This window comes from Streptomyces sp. CA2R106 (assembly GCF_037034245.1).
In the GTDB taxonomy this organism is placed as follows: domain Bacteria; phylum Actinomycetota; class Actinomycetes; order Streptomycetales; family Streptomycetaceae; genus Actinacidiphila.
Genome location: NZ_JBAGKC010000004.1, coordinates 265,230 through 283,058 on the forward strand (window position 1 = coordinate 265,230; position 17,829 = coordinate 283,058).

General features: G+C 72.7%; 16 protein-coding genes. 7 read left to right on the plus strand and 9 right to left on the minus strand.

Going from position 1 to position 17,829, the window contains the following annotated elements:
- Nucleotides 1-2: 2 nt before the first annotated feature.
- The 3 genes from hisB to hisD are packed head-to-tail and all read right to left on the minus strand — an operon-like array spanning nucleotide 3 to nucleotide 3,069.
- Nucleotides 3-596 (minus strand): imidazoleglycerol-phosphate dehydratase HisB, encoded by a 594-nt coding sequence (gene hisB / locus WA788_RS08890; RefSeq protein WP_335973719.1) that lies wholly within the window; start codon nucleotides 594-596, stop codon nucleotides 3-5.
- Entirely contained in the window at nucleotides 593-1,762 is a 1,170-nt protein-coding gene (locus WA788_RS08895; protein WP_335973721.1) for a histidinol-phosphate transaminase, read from the minus strand. The genes hisB and WA788_RS08895 overlap by 4 nt, the downstream gene beginning before the upstream one ends.
- A complete protein-coding gene (hisD, locus tag WA788_RS08900; protein ID WP_335973724.1) occupies nucleotides 1,759-3,069 on the minus strand; it encodes a histidinol dehydrogenase in 1,311 nt (436 codons plus the stop codon). The genes WA788_RS08895 and hisD overlap by 4 nt, the downstream gene beginning before the upstream one ends.
- A gap of 223 nt (nucleotides 3,070-3,292) precedes the next feature.
- Between hisD and WA788_RS08905 the strand changes: the two genes are divergently transcribed.
- Both WA788_RS08905 and ybaK read left to right on the plus strand, forming a co-directional pair.
- Nucleotides 3,293-4,009, plus strand: a complete 717-nt coding sequence (locus WA788_RS08905; protein WP_335973727.1) for an LON peptidase substrate-binding domain-containing protein — start codon at nucleotides 3,293-3,295, stop codon at nucleotides 4,007-4,009.
- A gap of 47 nt (nucleotides 4,010-4,056) precedes the next feature.
- A complete protein-coding gene (gene ybaK / locus WA788_RS08910) occupies nucleotides 4,057-4,566 on the plus strand; it encodes a Cys-tRNA(Pro) deacylase (protein ID WP_335973729.1) in 510 nt (169 codons plus the stop codon).
- Here ybaK and WA788_RS08915 read toward each other — a convergent pair.
- The 4 genes from WA788_RS08915 to WA788_RS08930 all read right to left on the minus strand — a co-directional run bounded on the left by WA788_RS08915 (nucleotide 4,540) and on the right by WA788_RS08930 (nucleotide 8,574).
- Nucleotides 4,540-5,286 carry an ABC transporter permease gene (locus tag WA788_RS08915; RefSeq protein WP_335973733.1) on the minus strand — a complete coding sequence of 249 codons (747 nt, stop codon included), beginning with the start codon at nucleotides 5,284-5,286 and terminating at the stop codon, nucleotides 4,540-4,542. The two genes, ybaK and WA788_RS08915, sit on opposite strands and share 27 nt — an antisense overlap.
- 100 nt (nucleotides 5,287-5,386) lie before the next feature.
- Entirely contained in the window at nucleotides 5,387-6,205 is an 819-nt protein-coding gene (locus tag WA788_RS08920; protein WP_335973737.1) for an ABC transporter permease, read from the minus strand.
- The gene (locus WA788_RS08925; RefSeq protein WP_335973740.1) at nucleotides 6,202-7,203 is read right to left on the minus strand and encodes an ABC transporter ATP-binding protein; all 1,002 of its coding nucleotides are present in this window, start codon (nucleotides 7,201-7,203) and stop codon (nucleotides 6,202-6,204) included. Before WA788_RS08925 ends, WA788_RS08920 begins: the two co-directional genes overlap by 4 nt.
- A gap of 144 nt (nucleotides 7,204-7,347) precedes the next feature.
- The gene (locus WA788_RS08930; protein WP_335973745.1) at nucleotides 7,348-8,574 is read right to left on the minus strand and encodes an NYN domain-containing protein; all 1,227 of its coding nucleotides are present in this window, start codon (nucleotides 8,572-8,574) and stop codon (nucleotides 7,348-7,350) included.
- Nucleotides 8,575-8,799: 225 nt separating this feature from the next.
- Between WA788_RS08930 and WA788_RS08935 the strand changes: the two genes are divergently transcribed.
- The 4 genes from WA788_RS08935 to WA788_RS08950 all read left to right on the plus strand — a co-directional run bounded on the left by WA788_RS08935 (nucleotide 8,800) and on the right by WA788_RS08950 (nucleotide 14,389).
- Nucleotides 8,800-8,973 (plus strand): hypothetical protein, encoded by a 174-nt coding sequence (locus WA788_RS08935; RefSeq protein ID WP_335973748.1) that lies wholly within the window; start codon nucleotides 8,800-8,802, stop codon nucleotides 8,971-8,973.
- 130 nt (nucleotides 8,974-9,103) lie between these two features.
- Nucleotides 9,104-12,667, plus strand: coding sequence for a DNA polymerase III subunit alpha (gene dnaE, locus WA788_RS08940; RefSeq protein ID WP_335973752.1), 3,564 nt, complete (start codon nucleotides 9,104-9,106; stop codon nucleotides 12,665-12,667).
- A gap of 117 nt (nucleotides 12,668-12,784) precedes the next feature.
- On the plus strand, nucleotides 12,785-13,465 hold the full coding sequence (locus tag WA788_RS08945) for a hypothetical protein (protein ID WP_335973757.1): 681 nt from the start codon (nucleotides 12,785-12,787) through the stop codon (nucleotides 13,463-13,465).
- Nucleotides 13,466-13,582: 117 nt separating this feature from the next.
- A complete protein-coding gene (locus WA788_RS08950) occupies nucleotides 13,583-14,389 on the plus strand; it encodes a thioredoxin domain-containing protein (protein ID WP_335973761.1) in 807 nt (268 codons plus the stop codon).
- A 63-nt stretch (nucleotides 14,390-14,452) separates the two neighbouring features.
- Here WA788_RS08950 and WA788_RS08955 read toward each other — a convergent pair whose 3' ends face one another.
- The gene (locus WA788_RS08955; protein WP_335973764.1) at nucleotides 14,453-15,028 is read right to left on the minus strand and encodes a dienelactone hydrolase family protein; all 576 of its coding nucleotides are present in this window, start codon (nucleotides 15,026-15,028) and stop codon (nucleotides 14,453-14,455) included.
- A 127-nt stretch (nucleotides 15,029-15,155) separates the two neighbouring features.
- Here WA788_RS08955 and WA788_RS08960 point away from each other — a divergent pair, with 127 nt between their 5' ends.
- On the plus strand, nucleotides 15,156-16,208 hold the full coding sequence (locus tag WA788_RS08960) for a mechanosensitive ion channel family protein (RefSeq protein ID WP_335973768.1): 1,053 nt from the start codon (nucleotides 15,156-15,158) through the stop codon (nucleotides 16,206-16,208).
- A 22-nt stretch (nucleotides 16,209-16,230) separates the two neighbouring features.
- On the opposite strand, the gene WA788_RS08965 is transcribed toward WA788_RS08960, so the two are convergent.
- The gene (locus tag WA788_RS08965) at nucleotides 16,231-17,823 is read right to left on the minus strand and encodes a Na+/H+ antiporter (protein WP_335973772.1); all 1,593 of its coding nucleotides are present in this window, start codon (nucleotides 17,821-17,823) and stop codon (nucleotides 16,231-16,233) included.
- Nucleotides 17,824-17,829 lie beyond the last annotated feature (6 nt).

A 17,829-nucleotide genomic window follows, 5' to 3' on the forward strand; every position in this document is an offset into this window, starting at 1 on the left:
GTTCACAGCGCGCCCTTCGTGGACGGCAGGATGCCCGCGGCGCGCGGATCGCGCTCGCTGGCGTAGCGCAGGGCCCGGGCCAGCGCCTTGAACTGGCACTCCACGATGTGGTGCGCGTTGCGCCCGTAGGGCACGTGGACGTGCAGCGCGACCTGGGCCTGGGCGACGAAGGACTCCAGGATGTGCCGGGTCATCGTGGTGTCGTAGGAGCCGATCATCGGCGCCATGTGCTCGGGCTCGGTGTGCACCAGGTAGGGGCGGCCGGACAGGTCGACGGTGACCTGGGCGAGCGACTCGTCCAGCGGCACCGTGCAGTTGCCGAAGCGGTAGATGCCGACTTTGTCGCCGAGCGCCTGCCGGAACGCGGCGCCGAGCGCGAGCGCGGTGTCCTCGATCGTGTGGTGGGTGTCGATGTGCAGGTCGCCCTCGGTCTTCACGGTGAGGTCGAACAGGCCGTGCCGGCCGAGCTGGTCGAGCATGTGGTCGTAGAAACCCACGCCGGTCGAGACGGAGACCTGCCCGGTGCCGTCGAGGTCGATCTCGACGACGGTGGACGTCTCCTTGGTGGTGCGCTCCACGCGGCCCACGCGGGTCATGCGGACTCCTTGTCGGTGCGGCGGTCGCCGCCACTGTGCTCGGTGCTGTGCTCGGTGTGCTCGGTGCCGTACGTCGCGTACACGGCCTTGGCCGCGTCCAGGAACGCGCTGTTCTCGGCGGGTGTGCCGGTGGACGCCCGCAGCCAGCCGGGGACGCCGTTGTCGCGGATCAGGACCCCGCGGTCGAGGAACGCCTGCCAGGCGGCGTGGCTGTCGGCGAAGCGGCCGAACTGCACGAAGTTCGCGTCGGACTCGGTGACCTGGAAGCCGATGGCGCGCAGCTCGGCGACGACGCGGTCGCGTTCGGCCTTGAGCTGCTCGACGTAGCCGAGCAGGGTGTCGGTGTACTCCAGCGCGGCCAGCGCGGTCGCCTGGTTGACCGACGAGAGGTGGTAGGGCAGCCGGACCAGCTGGACCGCCTCGACCACGGCCGGGTCGGCCGCGAGGTAGCCCAGCCGCAGCCCGGCCGCGCCGAACGCCTTGGACATGGTGCGGGTCAGCACCAGGTTCGGCCGGCCGTCGATCAGCGGCAGCAGCGAGGGCCGGTGCGAGAACTCGCCGTACGCCTCGTCGATGACCACCAGCGACGGCTTCGCGGCCTGTGCGGCCTCGTAGAGCGCCAGCACGGTGGCGGCGTCGGTCGCGGTGCCGGTCGGGTTGTTCGGCGAGCAGACGAAGACGACGTCGGGGCGGAGCGCGGCGATCTCGCGGCAGGCCGCCTCGGTGTCGATGGTGAAGTCGGCGTGCCGCGGCCCGGACACCCAGCCGGTGCCGGTGCCGCGGGAGATCAGCGCGTGCATGGAGTACGACGGCTCGAAGCCGATCGCGGTGCGGCCGGGCCCGCCGAACGCCTGGAGCAGCTGCTGGATCACTTCGTTGGAGCCGTTGGCGGCCCAGACCTGGCCGGCGGCGACCGGGTGGCCCGCGGTGCGGCTGAGGTACTCGGCGAGCGCGGTGCGCAGCTCGACCGCGTCCCGGTCCGGGTAGCGGTTGAGGTTGCGGGCGGCCTCGGTGACGCGTTCGGCGATCCGCGCGACCAGCGGCTCGGGCAGCGGGTACGGGTTCTCGTTGGTGTTCAGCCGCACCGGCACGTCGAGTTGCGGGGCGCCGTACGCGGACTGGCCGCGCAGTTCGCCGCGCAGCGGCAGGTCGTCGAGTGAGGTCATGATCCGGCTCCGAACCGTACGGTCACGGCGGTGCCGTGCGCGGGCAGATCCTCGGCGGTGGCCAGCGCCACCACGTGGTGGGCGACGTCGGCGAGCGCGTCGCGGGAGTAGTCCACGACGTGGATGCCGCGCAGGAAGGACTGCACGGACAGGCCCGAGGAGTGGCAGGCGCAGCCGCCGGTGGGCAGCACGTGGTTGGAGCCGGCGCAGTAGTCGCCGAGGGAGACCGGGGCGTGCGGGCCGACGAAGACCGCGCCGGCGTTGCGCACGCGGGCGGCGACGGCGGCGGCGTCCTGGGTCTGGATCTCCAGGTGCTCGGCGGCGTAGGCGTCCACGACCTCAAGGCCCTGGGCGAGGGTGTCGACCAGGACGGTCGCGGACTGGCGGCCGGCGAGCGCGGCGGCGATCCGCTCGCGGTGCTTGGCGGCGGCGACCTGCACGTCGAGTTCCTTGTCGACGGCGTCGGCGAGCTCGGCGGAGGTGGTGACCAGGACGGCGGCGGCCAGCGTGTCGTGCTCGGCCTGGCTGATCAGGTCGGCGGCCACGAAGGCGGGGTCGGCGGAGGCGTCGGCGAGGATGGCGATCTCGGTCGGTCCGGCCTCGGCGTCGATGCCGATCCGGCCCTTGAGCAGGCGCTTGGCGGCGGCGACGTAGATGTTGCCGGGGCCGGTGACCAGGTTGACCGGGCGGCACTCGTCGGTGCCGTAGGCGAACATGGCGACGGCCTGGGCGCCGCCGGCGGCGTAGACCTCGTCCACGCCGAGCAGGGCGCAGGCGGCGAGCACCGGCGCGGCGGGCAGGCCGCCGTTGTCCTTCTGCGGCGGGGAGGAGACCGCGACGCCCTCGACGCCGGCCTCCTGGGCGGGCACCACGTTCATCACCACGGAGGACGCGTAGGCGGCCAGGCCGCCCGGTACGTACAGCCCGACGCGCTCGACGGGCACCCACCGCTCGGTGACGGTGCCGCCGGGCACCACCTGCGTGGTGGTGTCGGTCCTGCGCTGGTCGCGGTGGACGGTCCGGGCCCGGCGGATGGACTCCTCCAGGGCGGCGCGGACCTCGGGGTCGAGCCGGTCGAGGGCGTCGGCCAGGGCCTGGGCGGGCACCCGCAGCCGCTCCACGCGCACCCCGTCGAAGCGCTCCCCGTACTCGATCACCGCCGCGCCGCCGCGATGGCGCACGTCCTCGCAGATGGGCCGCACGGCGTCGAGCGCGGCCTCCACGTCGAACTCGGCCCGGGGCAGCAGGTCGCGGTCGATCCCGCCCTCGGGGAAGGCGGCACCGCGCAGATCGATTCGGGAGATCACGGTGCCAAGTGTAGAGACCTGCCCAGGGCACCTGTTCCGCGGTTCCACTCCGTGATACGGCGGCGAGGCGGCGGCAAGACGGCGGCGCGGGCGTTCCGGGCCCCCGCGGGGCCCGCGCGGCACGGCGTGTGGCACGGCCTGCGGCACGGCGGGCGGCCCTGCTGACAGCACGGGCGCCGGGAAGGGTGCCGAACGGGGGCGTACTGCCCGTACGCTGACCGCTGTGACCGATCGCCTTCCGCTCTTCCCGCTCAGTTCGCCGCTGTTCCCGGGGCTGGTGCTGCCGCTGAACGTCTTCGAGGAGCGCTACCGGGCCCTGGTGCGCGACCTGCGGGCACTGCCGGAGGACGCGCCGCGGCGGTTCGGGGTGGTGGCGATCAGGAACGGCCAGGAGATCGCGCCGACCGGTCAGGAGGGCCGGGCCACCGGTCCGGCCGCGGGCCTGGGCGACGACCCGATGGCGGCGCTGTACGGGTACGGCTGCGTCGCCGACGTGGCCGACATCGTGGACAGCGGCGACGGCGGCTTCCGGATGCACGCGACCGGCATCGTACGGTTCCGGCTGCTGTCGGTGGACGCGTCCGGGGCCTACCTGACGGCGGAGGTCGAGGAGCTGGCGGAGGAGCCCGGCAGCGGGGCGGGCGGGCTGGCGCCGGAGGTGACCCGGGCGTTCCGCACCTACCAGAAGCGGCTGGCCGGCTCGCGCGAACGCAGCCTGTCCGGGCAGGAGTTCACCGACAACCCGACGGTGCTGTCGTACCTGGTGGCGGCCACGATGATCGCCGAGACGCCGGCGAAGCAGCGGCTGCTGGAGGCGCCGGACACCGCCACCCGGCTCGGCGAGGAGCTGCGGCTGCTGCGCCGGGAGGTCGCGGTCATCGAGAAGCTGCCGTCGCTGCCCGCGGTGGACCTGACCCAGCAGGCGATCTGCGCGAACTGACCGGCCGGGCCGCACCGCTGCGGCCGGACCTGGCAGGCTTGCCGGTCATGGCGAAGAAGTCACGTACCGGCGGCGGCACTCCGGCGACCGTCGCGCTGGACCGGGCCGCGGTGCCGTACACCGTGCACGCGTACCCGCACGACCCGGGCGGGGAGTTGTCCTACGGCCAGGAGGCCGCGGCCGCGCTCGGCGTGGAGCCCGGCCGGGTGTTCAAGACGCTCGTCGCGGAGGTGGACGGCGCGCTGACGGTGGCGGTGGTGCCGGTGTCCGGCTCGCTGGACCTGAAGGCGCTGGCGGCCGCGGCGGGCGGCAAGCGCGCGGCGATGGCCGATCCGGCCGCGGCCGAGCGCAGCAGCGGCTACGTCCGCGGCGGCATCTCCCCGCTCGGCCAGCGCAAGGCGCTGCCGACAGTGGTGGACGCCACCGCGCTGTCGCATCCGACGGTGTTCGTGTCCGCGGGCAAGCGCGGGCTGGAGGTGGAGCTGGCGCCGGCCGAGCTGGTGCGGCTGACCGGCGCGGCGACCGCGCCGCTACTGCGCCCGGCCGCCCGGGGCTGACCCCTCTGCCTCCTCGGCCTCCTTGGCTTCCCCGGCCCAGGTTCCCGGGCGCGGCTCCTCGCGCACCCCGAAGGTGTAGGTGAGCGCGGAGTACACCAGCATCGCGGCGGCCGGCCAGACCACGATCGCGACCTTGGCGCGCAGCTTCAGCGGGCCGTCGAAGACCACCTTCGGCCCGACCTGCTTGGCGTGCGCGATGATGTCCGTGGTCGGGCCGAGCCACACGCCCAGCCGCCAGCCGATGACGGAGGCGACCGCGCCGCCGACCGCCAGGCCGAAGACGACGCCGACGCCGCCCCTGCGGTGGCGCCAGAACACCGCGGCGGCGGTGAGCGCGCCCAGGATCAGCGCGATGACCACGAACGTGCCGTCGCCGCCGATCGCCTCCTCGCCCTCGGTGTCCTTGAGGTAGACCGCCTGCCCGTCGGAGACCATCGGCACCCGGGGCGACAGCCACAGCCAGAACAGCCCGAGGATGATCCCGCAGACCGCGACGAGCACCGCGACGACGAGCCCGTTGCGCAGCGCGGTGCCGACGCTGTCGCGGTCCCGGCCGGGCTGGTAGGGCGCGAGCGTCGCGCCGTCGCCGCTTTCCGCCGGGCCTCCCGCGGGAAGGGGCGGAAGCTGCGGGACGGTCGGGTCCTGCGGGCCCTCGGGCGGCGCGGGCTCGGGCTGCGGGGACCCGGAGTTCGAAGGCTCGGGCGTCAGAGGAGCGGTCACCAGGCCATCGTGCCAGGTGTTCCCGGCGGGTGCGCCACCGGCCGTACGGCCGCCGGGAAGCGGGCCTCCACCGGCCGGTCGGCGCCCGGCCGTACGGCGGTCAGCGGCGGGCGGCCCGCCGGTACGCCCAGGTCGCCACGGCCAGCGAGGCGACCCCGACGCCCGCGCACACCGCGAGGTCCCCGGCGACCGCGGCCCAGTCGGTGCCGCCGTGCCCGAAGGTCCGGGCGAACGCCTCCACCCCGTACGTCGACGGCAGCAGGTCGCGCGCCCAGCCGACCGGCGCGGGCATGTGCGAGGCCGGCAGCACCCCGAGCAGCAGGGCCGCGGACATGCCGAGCTGCCCCAGCAGCGTGGCGATCTCCTGCCGGGGTGCGAGCAGCCCGCAGGCCGCGCCGAGCCCGGACATCGCGGCGCCGGCCAGCGGCACCACGAGCACCAGCACCCACAGGTTGGCCAGGCCCAGGTGGAACAGCACGCAGCCGGTGACCGCGGTGACGAGGGTGCCGGGCACGGTGAACGAGGCGTACGCGCCCGCCGCGCCGAGGACGACCGCGGCCGGCGGCACCGGCAGCGTCGCGTAGTGGTCGAGGCCGCCGGAGGCGCGCAGCTGGCCGAAGTACTGGGCGAGCAGGTTCAGCGCGACGAACGCGACGACCAGCACGCTGGAGCCGGCCACGACCGCGCGGGCCGCCTCGCCGTCGCCGGCGTGCACCACGCCGCGCAGCATCACCATGATCCCGATGGACTGGAAGGTGGCGACGAACAGCAGCGGGATGCGCGCCACCCGGGCGCGGGAGAGCTGGGCCCGGTAGACCGCGCCGAGCGCGGGCCACAGCCGGGCCCGTGGGGCGAGCGGTGTGGCGCCGCCGCCGATCAGCTCGCCGGGTTCGAGACCGGCCGGTGCCGCCAGGGTCATACCTTCACCAGTCCCTCGCTGCTGCCGCCGAGCGCCAGGTAGACGTCCTCCAGGCTGGGCATGGCCAGGGTGAAGTCGTCCAGCGCGGCGAACGCCGGGCCGGACGTGACCTCCGCGACCGCGGCCCTGGCCCGTTCCTGCGGCAGCCGCAGCGTCCAGCGGCGGCCGGCGACCTCTGCCAGGGGGCGCAGCGCGGCGACCGCGGGCAGGTCGGCCGGGGGGTCGTGCCGCCAGACCAGGTCGAGCCGCACCTCGCCCTCGACCAGGGCGCGCAGCCCGGCGGGCGAGTCGCAGGCGATGACCCGGCCGTGGTCGAGGACCGCGACCCGGTCCAGCACCGTTTCGGCCTCGATGACGTTGTGGGTGACCAGCAGGACGGTGGTGCCCTGCTCGGTGCGGCGCCGGTCCACCGCCGCCCACACCGCGCGGCGCGCGACGGGGTCCATGCCGGTGGTGGGCTCGTCCAGGACGAGGACCGGCCGCGGGCCGACGAGGGCCGCGGCGAAGCAGGCGAGGCGGCGCTGCCCGCCGGAGAGCCGCTTGATCGGGCGGGCCGCGAGCGGGCCGAGGCCCAGCTCGTCCAGGACCGCGTCCCGTGCGGTGCGGGCCGCGGCGGCGGGCATCCCGCGCAGCCTGCCGGTGGTCTCCGCGGCGAGCGCGACCGTCAGCTCGTCCAGGGCGGTGGACTCCTGGCCGAGGAAGCCGATCAGCCGCGCGGCGCGCTCGGGGTGGCGCACCAGGTCGTGGCCGAGCAGGTCGATGCTGCCCGCGTCCGGCCGCAGCAGGCCGGTGAGCTGGCGGACCAGGGTGCTCTTGCCCGCGCCGTTCGGGCCGAGGATGCCGAAGAGTTCGCCGGTGTGTACGTCCAGGTCGATGCCGTCGTTGGCCCGCACCGCCGGGATGTCCCGGCCGCGGCGCCCCCGGCCGCCCGGGTACGTCCGGACGAGGCCGCGTACGGCTACCGCCGGTCTCGCCCGTCCTTCGGTGCCCGTCCTCACGAGCACCGAGAGTACGCGGTCCCCGCGCCCCACCACGAAACGGGGTGCCCCGGCGGAAAACGGCGCCCGTCAGGGGCGCGTGGCCCCGGCGTGCGGTATCCGCCCCCGTGCGGCCCTCGTCGGCCGGTCTGCGCGACGGGCGGTTCAGTCCGCCGGGGAGGCGGTGTCGAACTCGCGCCAGAAGCCCGCGCGGATCGCGTAGCGGTCGTTCTCGTCGATCTGGTCGTCCTTGTGTGCCAGCAGCCCGAAGCGGGCCGCGTAGCGCAGGAGTTCCCCGTCGATCCGGTGCGGGACGCGCGGGTAGTGGGTGGAGAGGTGCTCCAGGTGGGTGCGGTCGCCGACCCGGGCGATCCAGCGGCGGGCGAAGACCTGCCCGACCTCGTAGGGGTCGCCGCTGACCGCGGTGATGTCGGCCTCGCGGTCGGCCCAGCGCTGCTCCGCGGTCGTGAGCTGCGCGAGGGTCGGCAGACCGGAGGTGTCGGGCTGGTCGGCGCCGGGCCGGTCGGTCCAACCCTTGTCGGAGGACCAGCGCAGGGTGCTGGGCGCGGGGTGGGCCGGGGGCGGCGCCGGCTGGGCGTGCACGCGGCCGAGGTCGGCGAGGTCCTTCGGGGTGGGCACGCCCTTGCCGGGTGCCGGGGCGGTCGCCGTGTCGCCGGGGTGCGGGGCGGGCGCGCTGCCGTTCTTCGCGGGGGTCTCGGCGGGGGCCGGCTGGACCGCGCGGGGCGCGGCGGCGTGCTCCGGCAGCGGCGCGGCCAGGATCGCGGCGATCTCCGGCCGTACCCCGGGGCGCGGCCCGGGTGTGGGCCCGCAGGCCCCGGCGACCTCCCGCGCCCGGATCGCCGCGGTGATCCACTCCCGGTCCAGCACGCGGCGCTCGTCGGCCTCGGCGACCAGGTCCTCCGACTGGTTGTAGTCGCCGTCGGCGGCCTGCACGGCCCACAGGTGGACGGCCACGCCGTGCTCCTTGGCCGACATCATGCCGGGCAGCAGGTCGCCGTCGCCGGTGACCAGCACCACGTCGGAGCAGGCCCGGTTGCGGGCCAGTTCGGACAGCTCGGCGTGCATCGCGGCGTCGACGCCCTTCTGCGCCCACCTGCCGTCCGTTCGGGTGAGGGCGCCGAGCCGTACGGTGACGCGCGGCATCACCCGCAGCCGGCGGTGCTCGGGTTGCGGAACGCGGTCGGGGGCCCCGTCGAACCAGTAGATCCGCAGCAGCGGCTGACCGGTCTCCGCTTCGGCGCGTTCGCGCAGGCCGGCGACCACGGCGGCATGATCGACGGTGATCCGCGAACGCGACGGTTCGCCGGCCAGCAGGCTCGCCGCTGCGCCCAGCAGGTACCCGGCGTCCACCAGGACGACGCAGCGGTCCATGTTGCACCTCTTCCGGTCGACCCCCGGCACGGATGCCCCCTGAGTTTCCCCCGAGTCTGCCCGAATGCCCGGGGGTTATGACCGCGAACACGATCTTCGGCGTGGCGGTCGGCGGTTTTTCCCGGCCAACGCCGGTCCCAAACGCCCGAAATGCGACCTTCGCCCCACCGTGTCAGTCTGATTGCGGCCGATCGGCCACCATCCCCTCACCAGGAAGGCACGATCGTGGCGAAGAACCGGAACCAGAACCGCCCGCAGCGCGACCGCCAGGACGAGCGGTCCCACCCGGCCGGCGAGGCCCAGGAGCCCCAGCACAAGGGCACCGTGGCCGAGGAGCACATGATGCCCGCGGCCACCCGCGTGGCGCGCAAGCAGCAGAAGAAGTTCGGCCACAACTGATCGCGCCTGACCCGCACTTCACGGACGCGGGGGTGCCTCCGGCAAGGGGGTGCCCCCGCGTTCGGCGTCGTGTGGGCGGGGCGGACTAGGGTGGAGCCCTCCCCTCGACCGTCCTGGAGGTGCCAGCCCGGTGGCCGACAGCTTTGTTCACCTGCACAACCACACCGAGTACTCGATGCTCGACGGCGCCCAGCGCCTGAAGCCCATGTTCACCGAGGTCGCACGGCAGGGCATGCCCGCCATCGCGATGAGCGACCACGGCAACATGTTCGGTGCGTACGAGTTCCAGCAGGTCGCCAAGGGCTTCGACGACGTGAAGCCGATCATCGGCATCGAGGCGTACGTCGCGCCGTCGCACCGCCGGTACAAGAAGCAGGAGTTCTGGGGCCCGGGCGGCCAGCGGGCGATGTCGGACGACGGCGAGGGGAGCAAGGACGTCTCCGGCGGCGGCCGCTTCACCCACATGACGATGTGGGCGCGGAACGTCGAGGGCCTGCGGAACCTGTTCTACCTGTCGACGGAGGCCAGCTACACCGGGCAGTTCCCCGCCGGCAAGCCCCGCATGGACATGGAGCTGATCTCCGAGCACGCCGGCGGCATCATCGGCACCACCGGCTGCCCCTCGGGCGCCATCCAGACCCGGCTGCGGCTGAACCAGTACGACGAGGCGAAGAAGGTCGCCGCCTCCTACCAGGACATCCTCGGCAAGGAGAACTACTTCCTGGAGCTGATGGACCACGGGCTGGACCTGGAGCGGAACGTCCGCGGCGACCTGCTGCGGCTGGCCAAGGAGCTGGAGATCCCGCTGCTGGCCACCAACGACGCGCACTACGTCCTGGAGGAGCACGCCGACGCGCACGACAACCTGCTGTGCATCGGCGTCGGCAAGAACAAGGACGACCCGAACCGCTTCAAGTTCAACGGCACCGGCTACTACCTCAAGACCGCCGCGCAGATGCGGGAGCTCTTCCGGGAGCTGCCGGAGGCGTGCGACAACACGCTGCTGATCGCCGAGCGCATCGAGTCGTACGACGAGGTCTTCGACCTCGAGGACGAGATGCCGCAGTACCCGGACGTCCCCGAGGGCGAGACGCAGGAGTCCTGGCTGCGCAAGGAGGTCCTCAAGGGCCTGGCGATGCGCTACGGCGACCCGATCCCGGCGGAGGTGCTGGAGCGCTTCGAGACCGAGATGAAGGTCATCGGTCCGATGGGCTTCTCGTCGTACTTCCTCGTGGTCGCGGACATCTGCCGGTACGCGCGGGACAACAAGATCCCGGTCGGCCCGGGCCGCGGCTCGGCGACCGGTTCGATCGTCGCCTACGCGACCCGGATCACCGAGCTGTGCCCGCTGGAGCACGGCCTGCTCTTCGAGCGGTTCCTCAACCCCGAGCGCATCAACCCGCCGGACGTCGACCTCGACTTCGACGACCGCAAGCGGGACCAGATGGTCGCCTACGTGGTGGAGAAGTACGGCGACGAGTACACCGCGCTGGTCAACACCTTCGGCAAGCTGAAGGCGAAGAACGCGATCAAGGACACGTCGCGGATTCTCGGCTACCCCTTCGCGCACGGCGAGCGGATCACCAAGGCGCTGCCGGCCGACGTGATGGGCAAGAGCATCCCGATCGACGGCATCTTCAACCCCGAGCACCCGCGGTACGGCGAGGCCGGCGAGATCCGGACGCTCTACCAGAACGAACCGGACGTCAAGAAGGTCGTCGACAGCGCCAAGGGCGTCGAGGGCCTGATCCGCAACACCGGTGTGCACGCCGCCGCGGTCATCCTGTCGAAGACCAAGCTGACCAACCGCATTCCGCTGCACATGCGGAAGGACGGCACGAAGATCACCGGGTTCGACTACCCGTCGTGCGAGTCCATGGGCCTGGTCAAGATGGACTTCCTGGGCCTGCGCAACCTGGGCGTGATCGACCAGGCGATCCAGAACGTGCGGGAGAACCGCGGGGTCGACCTGAGCACCGAGAACATCCCGCTGGACGACAAGAACACCTACGCGCTGCTCGCCCGCGGCGACACCTTCGGCGTCTTCCAGCTCGACGGCGGCGGCATGCGGACCCTGCTCAAGGCGATGGAGCCGAGCCGGTTCGAGGACATCGCGGCGGCCCTGGCGCTGTACCGGCCGGGCCCGATGGCGGCCAACGCGCACATGAACTACGCCAGCCGCAAGACCGGACGGCAGGCGGTCGAGCCGATCCACCCGGAGCTGAAGGACGCGCTGGAGCCGATCCTCGGCAACACCTTCCACCTGCTGATCTACCAGGAGCAGATCATGGCCATCGCCCGCCAGCTGGCGGGCTACACCCTCGGCGGCGCCGACCTGCTGCGCCGCGCGATGGGCAAGAAGAAGCCCGAGGTGCTGGCCGCGGAGTGGGAGAAGTTCCACGGCGGCATGCGGGACAACGGGTACTCCGAGGAGTCCATCAAGGCGCTGTGGGACGTCATGCTCCCGTTCTCGGGATACGCGTTCAACAAGTCGCACACCGCCGGCTACGGACTGGTGTCCTTCTGGACCGCCTACCTCAAGGCCAACTACCCGGCCGAGTACATGGCGGCCCTGCTCACCTCGGTCGGGGACGACAAGGACAAGGCGGCGATCTACCTCGCCGACGCCCGCAAGAGCGGGGTCAACGTGCTGGCGCCCGACGTGAACGCGTCCGTCGCGGAGTTCACCGCCGTCGGCGAGGACGTCCGGTTCGGGCTGAAGTCCGTCCGGAACGTCGGCGAGGGCGTGATCGAGGCGCTGATCTCGGCGCGCAAGTCCAAGGGCCAGTTCACCTCGTTCGCCGACTTCCTGGACAAGGTGAGCATCCCGGTCCTGAACAAGCGGGCCATCGAGTCGCTGATCAAGGCGGGCGCGTTCGACTCCCTCGGCCACACCCGGATGGGGCTGTCCGCGGTCTTCGAGGACGCCGTCGACGCGATCGTCCCGGTCAAGAAGGCCGAGGCGTACGGCCAGGACGACCTCTTCGCGAGCCTGGGCGGCCCCGACGAGAACGTGCAGACCTTCGGGCTGGACTTCGCGATCCCCGAGACGGAGTGGCCGCGCAAGCAACTCCTCGCCATCGAGCGGGACATGCTGGGCCTGTACGTCTCGGCGCACCCGCTGGACGGCACCGAGCACATCCTCGCCCGCAACCGCGACACCACGCTCGCCGAGCTGCTGGCCTCCGGCCAGGAGCGGCCGGTGAAGGTCGCCGGGCTCATCACCGGCGTCGACCGCAAGATGACCAAGCAGGGCAACGCGTGGGCCGCGGTCACCTTCGCCGACCGTGACGCGAGTATCGAGGTCTGCTTCTTCCCCGCGACCTACCAGCTCGTCGGCCACGCGCTCATCCCCGACAGCGTCGTCTCGATCACCGGCCGGGCCCAGGACCGCGACGGCACCATGAACATCATCGGCTCGGAGCTGGCCGAGCTGGACGTCTCCTCCGCGGAGAGCGGCGGCAAGCCGCCGGTGCAGCTGTCCTTCCGCGAGCACAAGATCCTGCGCCAGGACGCGATCAGCGAACTGCGCCGCATCCTGTCCTCGCACCCCGGCGACAGCCCGGTCCGCGCCCGCGTCGCCGGCCCGCAGAAGACCACCGTCTACGAACTCGGCTTCCTCGTCGACCCCACCACGGTCGCCTCCGAGATCAAGGTCTCCTTCGGCGCCGAGGTCTGGCTCGGCGTCGCCTAGCCGCCACCCGCAGTGAGCGCGCCGGGAGCCCCGGCCCCCGGCGCGCCCGCACTGTCTTCGTGTTGTTATCCGACCTTTAAGTCACGCATACAGGTTCGCGTGGCACACTCTGTGCCCATGGAGACCATGGGCGAGATACGTCCGCGGCTGAGGGCGGCGCGCGCCGCCCTCTTCGCCGCGCTCTGCGTCACGCTCTCCTCCACCTCCCATGTGCTGATGGCCCACCGGCCGCTGCCGCTGACCGTCGTCCTCGCCGCCTTCGCGGCCGTCTTCGCGCTGGCCTACGCGCTGGGGCGGCGCGAGCGCGGGTTCTGGGCGATCAGCGGGATGATGGTGCCGCTGGAACTGGCCGTGGACACCGTCTTCACCTCCGGCCAGCAGTCCTGCTACGGGCCCGACGGCGGCCCGGTCACCGGTTCGTGGCGGTCGCTGCACGAGGCGGTCGTCTGCCACGGCCAGGTCGGCGCCAGGCTGCCCGAGGTCTCCCCCGCGCAGGCCGCCGCCGTCCACACCGGCACGTCGGCCCTGCCGTGGCTGCTGCTGGCCGTGCACGTCTGCGTCGGCCTGGTCGCGTCCTGGTGGCTGCGGCGCGGCGAAGCCGCGGTGCACCGCGTGCTGCGGGCGGTGGCCGTCGCCGCGTTCCGCCCGCTGCTGTTCGCCGCCGGCGCCGTCGCCGCCCTCACCGGCGCCACCGCCGGCCGGGTCCGCGCCGCCGCCCCGGCCGCCGGCCGGCTGGCCGCCCGGCCACTGCTGCACTCCGTCGTACGCCGGGGACCTCCGCTCGCGCTCGCCGCCTGAACGGCTCGGACGGCCGCAACGGCCGCAACGGCCTGAACAGGCGGCCGGACCGATCCGTATGTCCCCATCACACAGCCACGCGTGCGTCACGCGTCATCCCCACGGAGTCACCCAGCCATGAGCAGCAGGAACAGCAAGCAGAGCAAGGCCGCCGCCCGCGAGCGGCTGCGCGTCCAGCGCGAGAAGGAGGCGAAGCGCGCGAAGGTGCGCCGCCAGGTCCTGGTCGCCGCCGGTGTCGTGGTGGTGCTGGCCGCCGCGGGCGGCATAGCCGTGGCCGTCAACAACGCCAACAAGCCCAGCTACTGGAGCGCGGCGGCGAAGAAGACCCTGGTCAAGCCGGCCAACACCTCGGGCACCAACGGCACCACCATCACCCTCGGCGACGCGAACAACAAGAACACCGTCGAGGAGTGGGAGGACATGCGCTGCCCGTACTGCGCCGCCTACGAACAGGAGTCCGGCGCCGCGGTGCTCAAGGGCGCCACCGACGGCGACTACAAGATCGTGCTGCACATGGGCACGTTCCTGGACACCAACCTCGGCGGCACCGGCTCCAAGCGGGCCCTGAGCGCGCTGGGCGCGGCCCTCAACGTGTCGACCGACGCGTTCGAGCAGTACCACACCCTGCTGTACTCGAAGACGTACCACCCGGACGAGACCACCGACAAGTTCAACGACAACGCCTACCTGCTCAAGGTCGCCGCCAAGGTGCCCGCCCTGAAGGGCAACACCAAGTTCACCACCGCGGTGAACAACGGCACCTACGACAAGTGGGCGCTGGACACCAGCGCCGCGTTCGAGAAGTACCTCGACAACAACTCGATCTCCGGCACCCCGACCGTGCACGTCAACGGCAAGAACGTGGACGTCAACGGCGTGAAGGTGGCCACGGTGCAGGCCGGCATCAAGGCCGACCTGAAGTAGCGGGCCGCGGGCCCCGCAGGCCGCAGGCTTGCGGGGCCGCGCACCCGGGCGGGCCGGGGCGGGTCAGAGGTCGCGGAGGAAGTCCAGGGCGACGGACCAGGTGGCCTCGGCGGCCTGCTCGTCGTAGTCCGGCAGGTCGGGGTCGGTGTAGAGGTGGCCGGCGCCGCGGTAGCGGAAGACCTCGACGTCGGCACCCGCCCGCCGCATCCGCAGGTACCACGCGTTGAGCCAGTCCTCCGTCTCGAACGGGTCCGGGTCGGCGACGTGGAGCTGCACCGGGATGTCGGTCGCCGCACCGTCGGCGATGTCCGAGGTACCGTGCAGGAGCAGCAGCCCGCGGGCCTTCTCGTCGCCGAGCGCGAGGTTCTGCGCGAGCGCGGCACCGACCGAGAAGCCCGCGTAGACCAGGCCCTGCTCGGAGTGCGGCGCGGCGGCGGTGATCGCCCGGCGCAGCAGCTCGTCGTTGCCGATCCCGTCGGCGATCTCCCGGCCCTCCTCGACACTGTCGGCGGTCCGCCCGTCGAACAGGTCCGGCACGTACACCTCGTGCCCGGCCGCGCGCAGCCGCTCGGCGGCGGTGTGGACGGCGGGCCGCAGCCCGTAGGTGGAGTGCAGCAGCACGATCGTGTGAGATGTCACAAGGGGCCTTCGTTCACGGTCCGTCGGGTACACCACCCATGGTGCCAGTTGCCAGCGGCGGGCCGGACGCCGTACACAGGTGCCTTACGGGGCCGCCGACGGACAGGAACTGAAACAGGTGGTGGGCATGGAGAGCATGCTGCGGCCGATCGTGGTGGTCGGCGCCGCGGTCGTGCTGACGGTGCTGCTCGGCTGGATAGGCGACCGGGCGCTGCGCTCGGTCGACGCGCGGCACCCGGAGACCCCGCTGTGGGACCTGCTGCGGCGCTGCCGGCTGCCCTCCCAGGTGGTGCTGTGCACCGCGCTGCTGCGCGGCGCCTACCACGCCGCGCACTTCGAGGACCAGCACGCCGCCTCCATCGGGCAGGCGCTCACCCTGGTGCTGATCGCCGCGTCCGCCTGGCTGGTGGTCCGCGTCGCCGCCGCCGTCATCGACTCCTCCTACGCCCGGTACGCCGCCACTGCGCACAGCGTGCCGAAGATCCGCCGGCTGCGGACCCAACTCACCCTCATCCAGCGGGTGCTGACCGCGATCGTCGGGGTGATCGCGGTCGCCTCGATGCTGTTCACGTTCCCCGAGATGCGGACCGTCGGCGCCTCGGTGCTGGCGTCGGCCGGCATCATCGGCATCGTCGCCGGTGTCGCGGCCCAGTCCACGCTGAGCAACCTCTTCGCCGGGTTGCAGATCGCCTTCGGCGACATGGTACGGATCGGCGACACCGTGGTGGTCGACGGCGAGTGGGGCGAGGTCGAGGAGATCACGCTCACCTTCCTCAGCGTCCGCACCTGGGACGAGCGGCGGATCACCATGCCGGTGTCGTACTTCACCAGCAAGCCGTTCGAGAACTGGTCGCGCGGCGACCCGCGGATGACCGGCGCGGTGATCTTCCACCTCGACCACTCCGCGCCCATGGACCTCATGCGCAAGCGGCTGCTGGAGATCCTGGAGCAGGCCCCGGAGTGGGACCGCCGCGCCTGGAGCCTGGTGGTGCTCGACACCACCCCGAGCACCGTCCAGGTCCGCGCCGTCGTCACCGCCAAGGACGCCGGCGACATCTTCGCGCTGCGCTGCCACATCCGCGAGCAGCTGATCGACTGGCTGCGCGCCGAACACCCCTACGCCCTGCCGCGCGTCAACCTCCAGATGCAGGACCCCGCGCCGGACCCCACCGCCGAGTAGGTACGGCTCCTCCCCCGGCGCTCTACGCCCCGCGCATGGAGCGCAGGTCGAGGTGGCGCAGGACCCGGTCGACGATCTCGGGGTCGGAGCCGGGCTCGCTGCGGGCGGAGAGCACCTCGTGCCGGGCGGCGGACAGCATGTCGTCCTGGATGCGGCGCAGCGCCTTGATCCGCTTGGCGCGCCCCGCGTGGCTCTCGCGCCGCTCGTCGTCGATGACGTCCGGCGAGATCCGGGCGCCGAGGTCCATCGCCCGGTGGTAGAGCATCTCCGCGAGTTCCTCGTCGAGCGTCTCGGAGGTCTCGATCTCCTTCAGCCGCCGCCGGGCGGCCTTCATCGCCCGCAGCGCCAGTGCCCGTTCCTGGTCGTGCTCCTCCTCGACGTCCGCGCTGACCCCGAGCCTGCGCACCAGCCAGGGCAGGGTGAGGCCCTGGAGCACGAGGGTGACCAGCACCACGGAGAAGGCGATGAACAGGAGTTGGGCGCGGGCGGGGAACGGGTCGCCGTGGTCGGTGGTGAGCGGGATCGCCAGCGCGAGCGCGACGGAGGCGACCCCGCGCATCCCGGCCCACCACATGGTGACCGTCTCCCGCCAGGTCAGCGGGATGTCCTCGTCCATGTCCCGCAGCGTGTGCAGCCGCTTCGCGATGGCCGCGGCGGGCAGCAGGTACAGCAGCCGGATGCCGACCACGACCGCGACGATCAGCCCGGCGTCGCGCAGCAGCGGCCCCCAGTTCCCGGCGGCGGCGCTGAAGACGTGGTGCATCTCCAGGCCGATCAGCCCGAAGGCGATGCCGGTCACGAGGGTGTCGACGATCTCCCAGAACGTGTTGCCGGCCAGCCGCGCGGAGACGTCGTCGGCCTCGAAGGCGTACTCGGTGAGGAACAGCGCCGCGGTGAGCACCGCCAGCACCCCGGAGCCGTGCAGCCCCTCGGCGATGGTGTAGGAGGCGAAGGGCACCAGCAGCGACAGGCCGATCTGCAAGGTGGCGTCGCCGACCACGCCCATCAGCTTGTTGGCGCCCCAGCCCAGCGCCAGCCCGACGGCGACCGCGACCACCGCGGACAGCACGAACTCCAGGATGGCGTGCGGCAGCGAGAAGTGGCCGGAGACCACCGCGGCGACGGCCACGTGGTAGAGCACGATCGCGGTGACGTCGTTGAAGAGCCCCTCGCCCTCCAGGATGGAGATCATCCGGCGGGGCAGGCCGAGGCTGCCGGCCACCGCGGTCGCCGCGACCGGGTCCGGCGGCGCCACCAGGGCGCCCAGCGTGGCCGCGGCGGCCAGGGTGATCCCGGGTACGACCACGTCGGCGACGGCCGCGACGGCGGCGGTGGTGAGGAACACCAGCGCGACCGCCAGCAGGAAGATCGCCCGCCGGTTGGCCGCGAACTGCCGCCAGGACGTGCGCTGCACCGACGCGTACAGCAGCGGCGGCAGCACCAGCGGCAGGATCAGATCGGGGTTGATCTGGATGTTCGGCACCTGCGGGATCAGCGCCAGGATGCCGCCCACCACGGTCATCAGCACCGGCGAGGGCAGCCCGACCCGGTCCGCGACGGGCACCATGACGATCGCGGCCAGCATGATCGCGAAGAACAGCGCGAGTTGGTCCACGCCGCT

Coding starts and splice junctions, on each gene's coding strand:
- hisB (WP_335973719.1), bottom strand. CDS start 596: ATGACCCGCGTGGGCCGCGTGGAGCGCACCACCAAGGAGACGTCCACC.
- WA788_RS08895 (WP_335973721.1), bottom strand. CDS start 1,762: ATGACCTCACTCGACGACCTGCCGCTGCGCGGCGAACTGCGCGGCCAG.
- ybaK (WP_335973729.1), top strand. CDS start 4,057: ATGGCGAAGAAGTCACGTACCGGCGGCGGCACTCCGGCGACCGTCGCG.
- WA788_RS08920 (WP_335973737.1), bottom strand. CDS start 6,205: ATGACCCTGGCGGCACCGGCCGGTCTCGAACCCGGCGAGCTGATCGGC.
- WA788_RS08930 (WP_335973745.1), bottom strand. CDS start 8,574: ATGGACCGCTGCGTCGTCCTGGTGGACGCCGGGTACCTGCTGGGCGCA.
- WA788_RS08945 (WP_335973757.1), top strand. CDS start 12,785: ATGGAGACCATGGGCGAGATACGTCCGCGGCTGAGGGCGGCGCGCGCC.
- WA788_RS08950 (WP_335973761.1), top strand. CDS start 13,583: ATGAGCAGCAGGAACAGCAAGCAGAGCAAGGCCGCCGCCCGCGAGCGG.
- WA788_RS08960 (WP_335973768.1), top strand. CDS start 15,156: ATGGAGAGCATGCTGCGGCCGATCGTGGTGGTCGGCGCCGCGGTCGTG.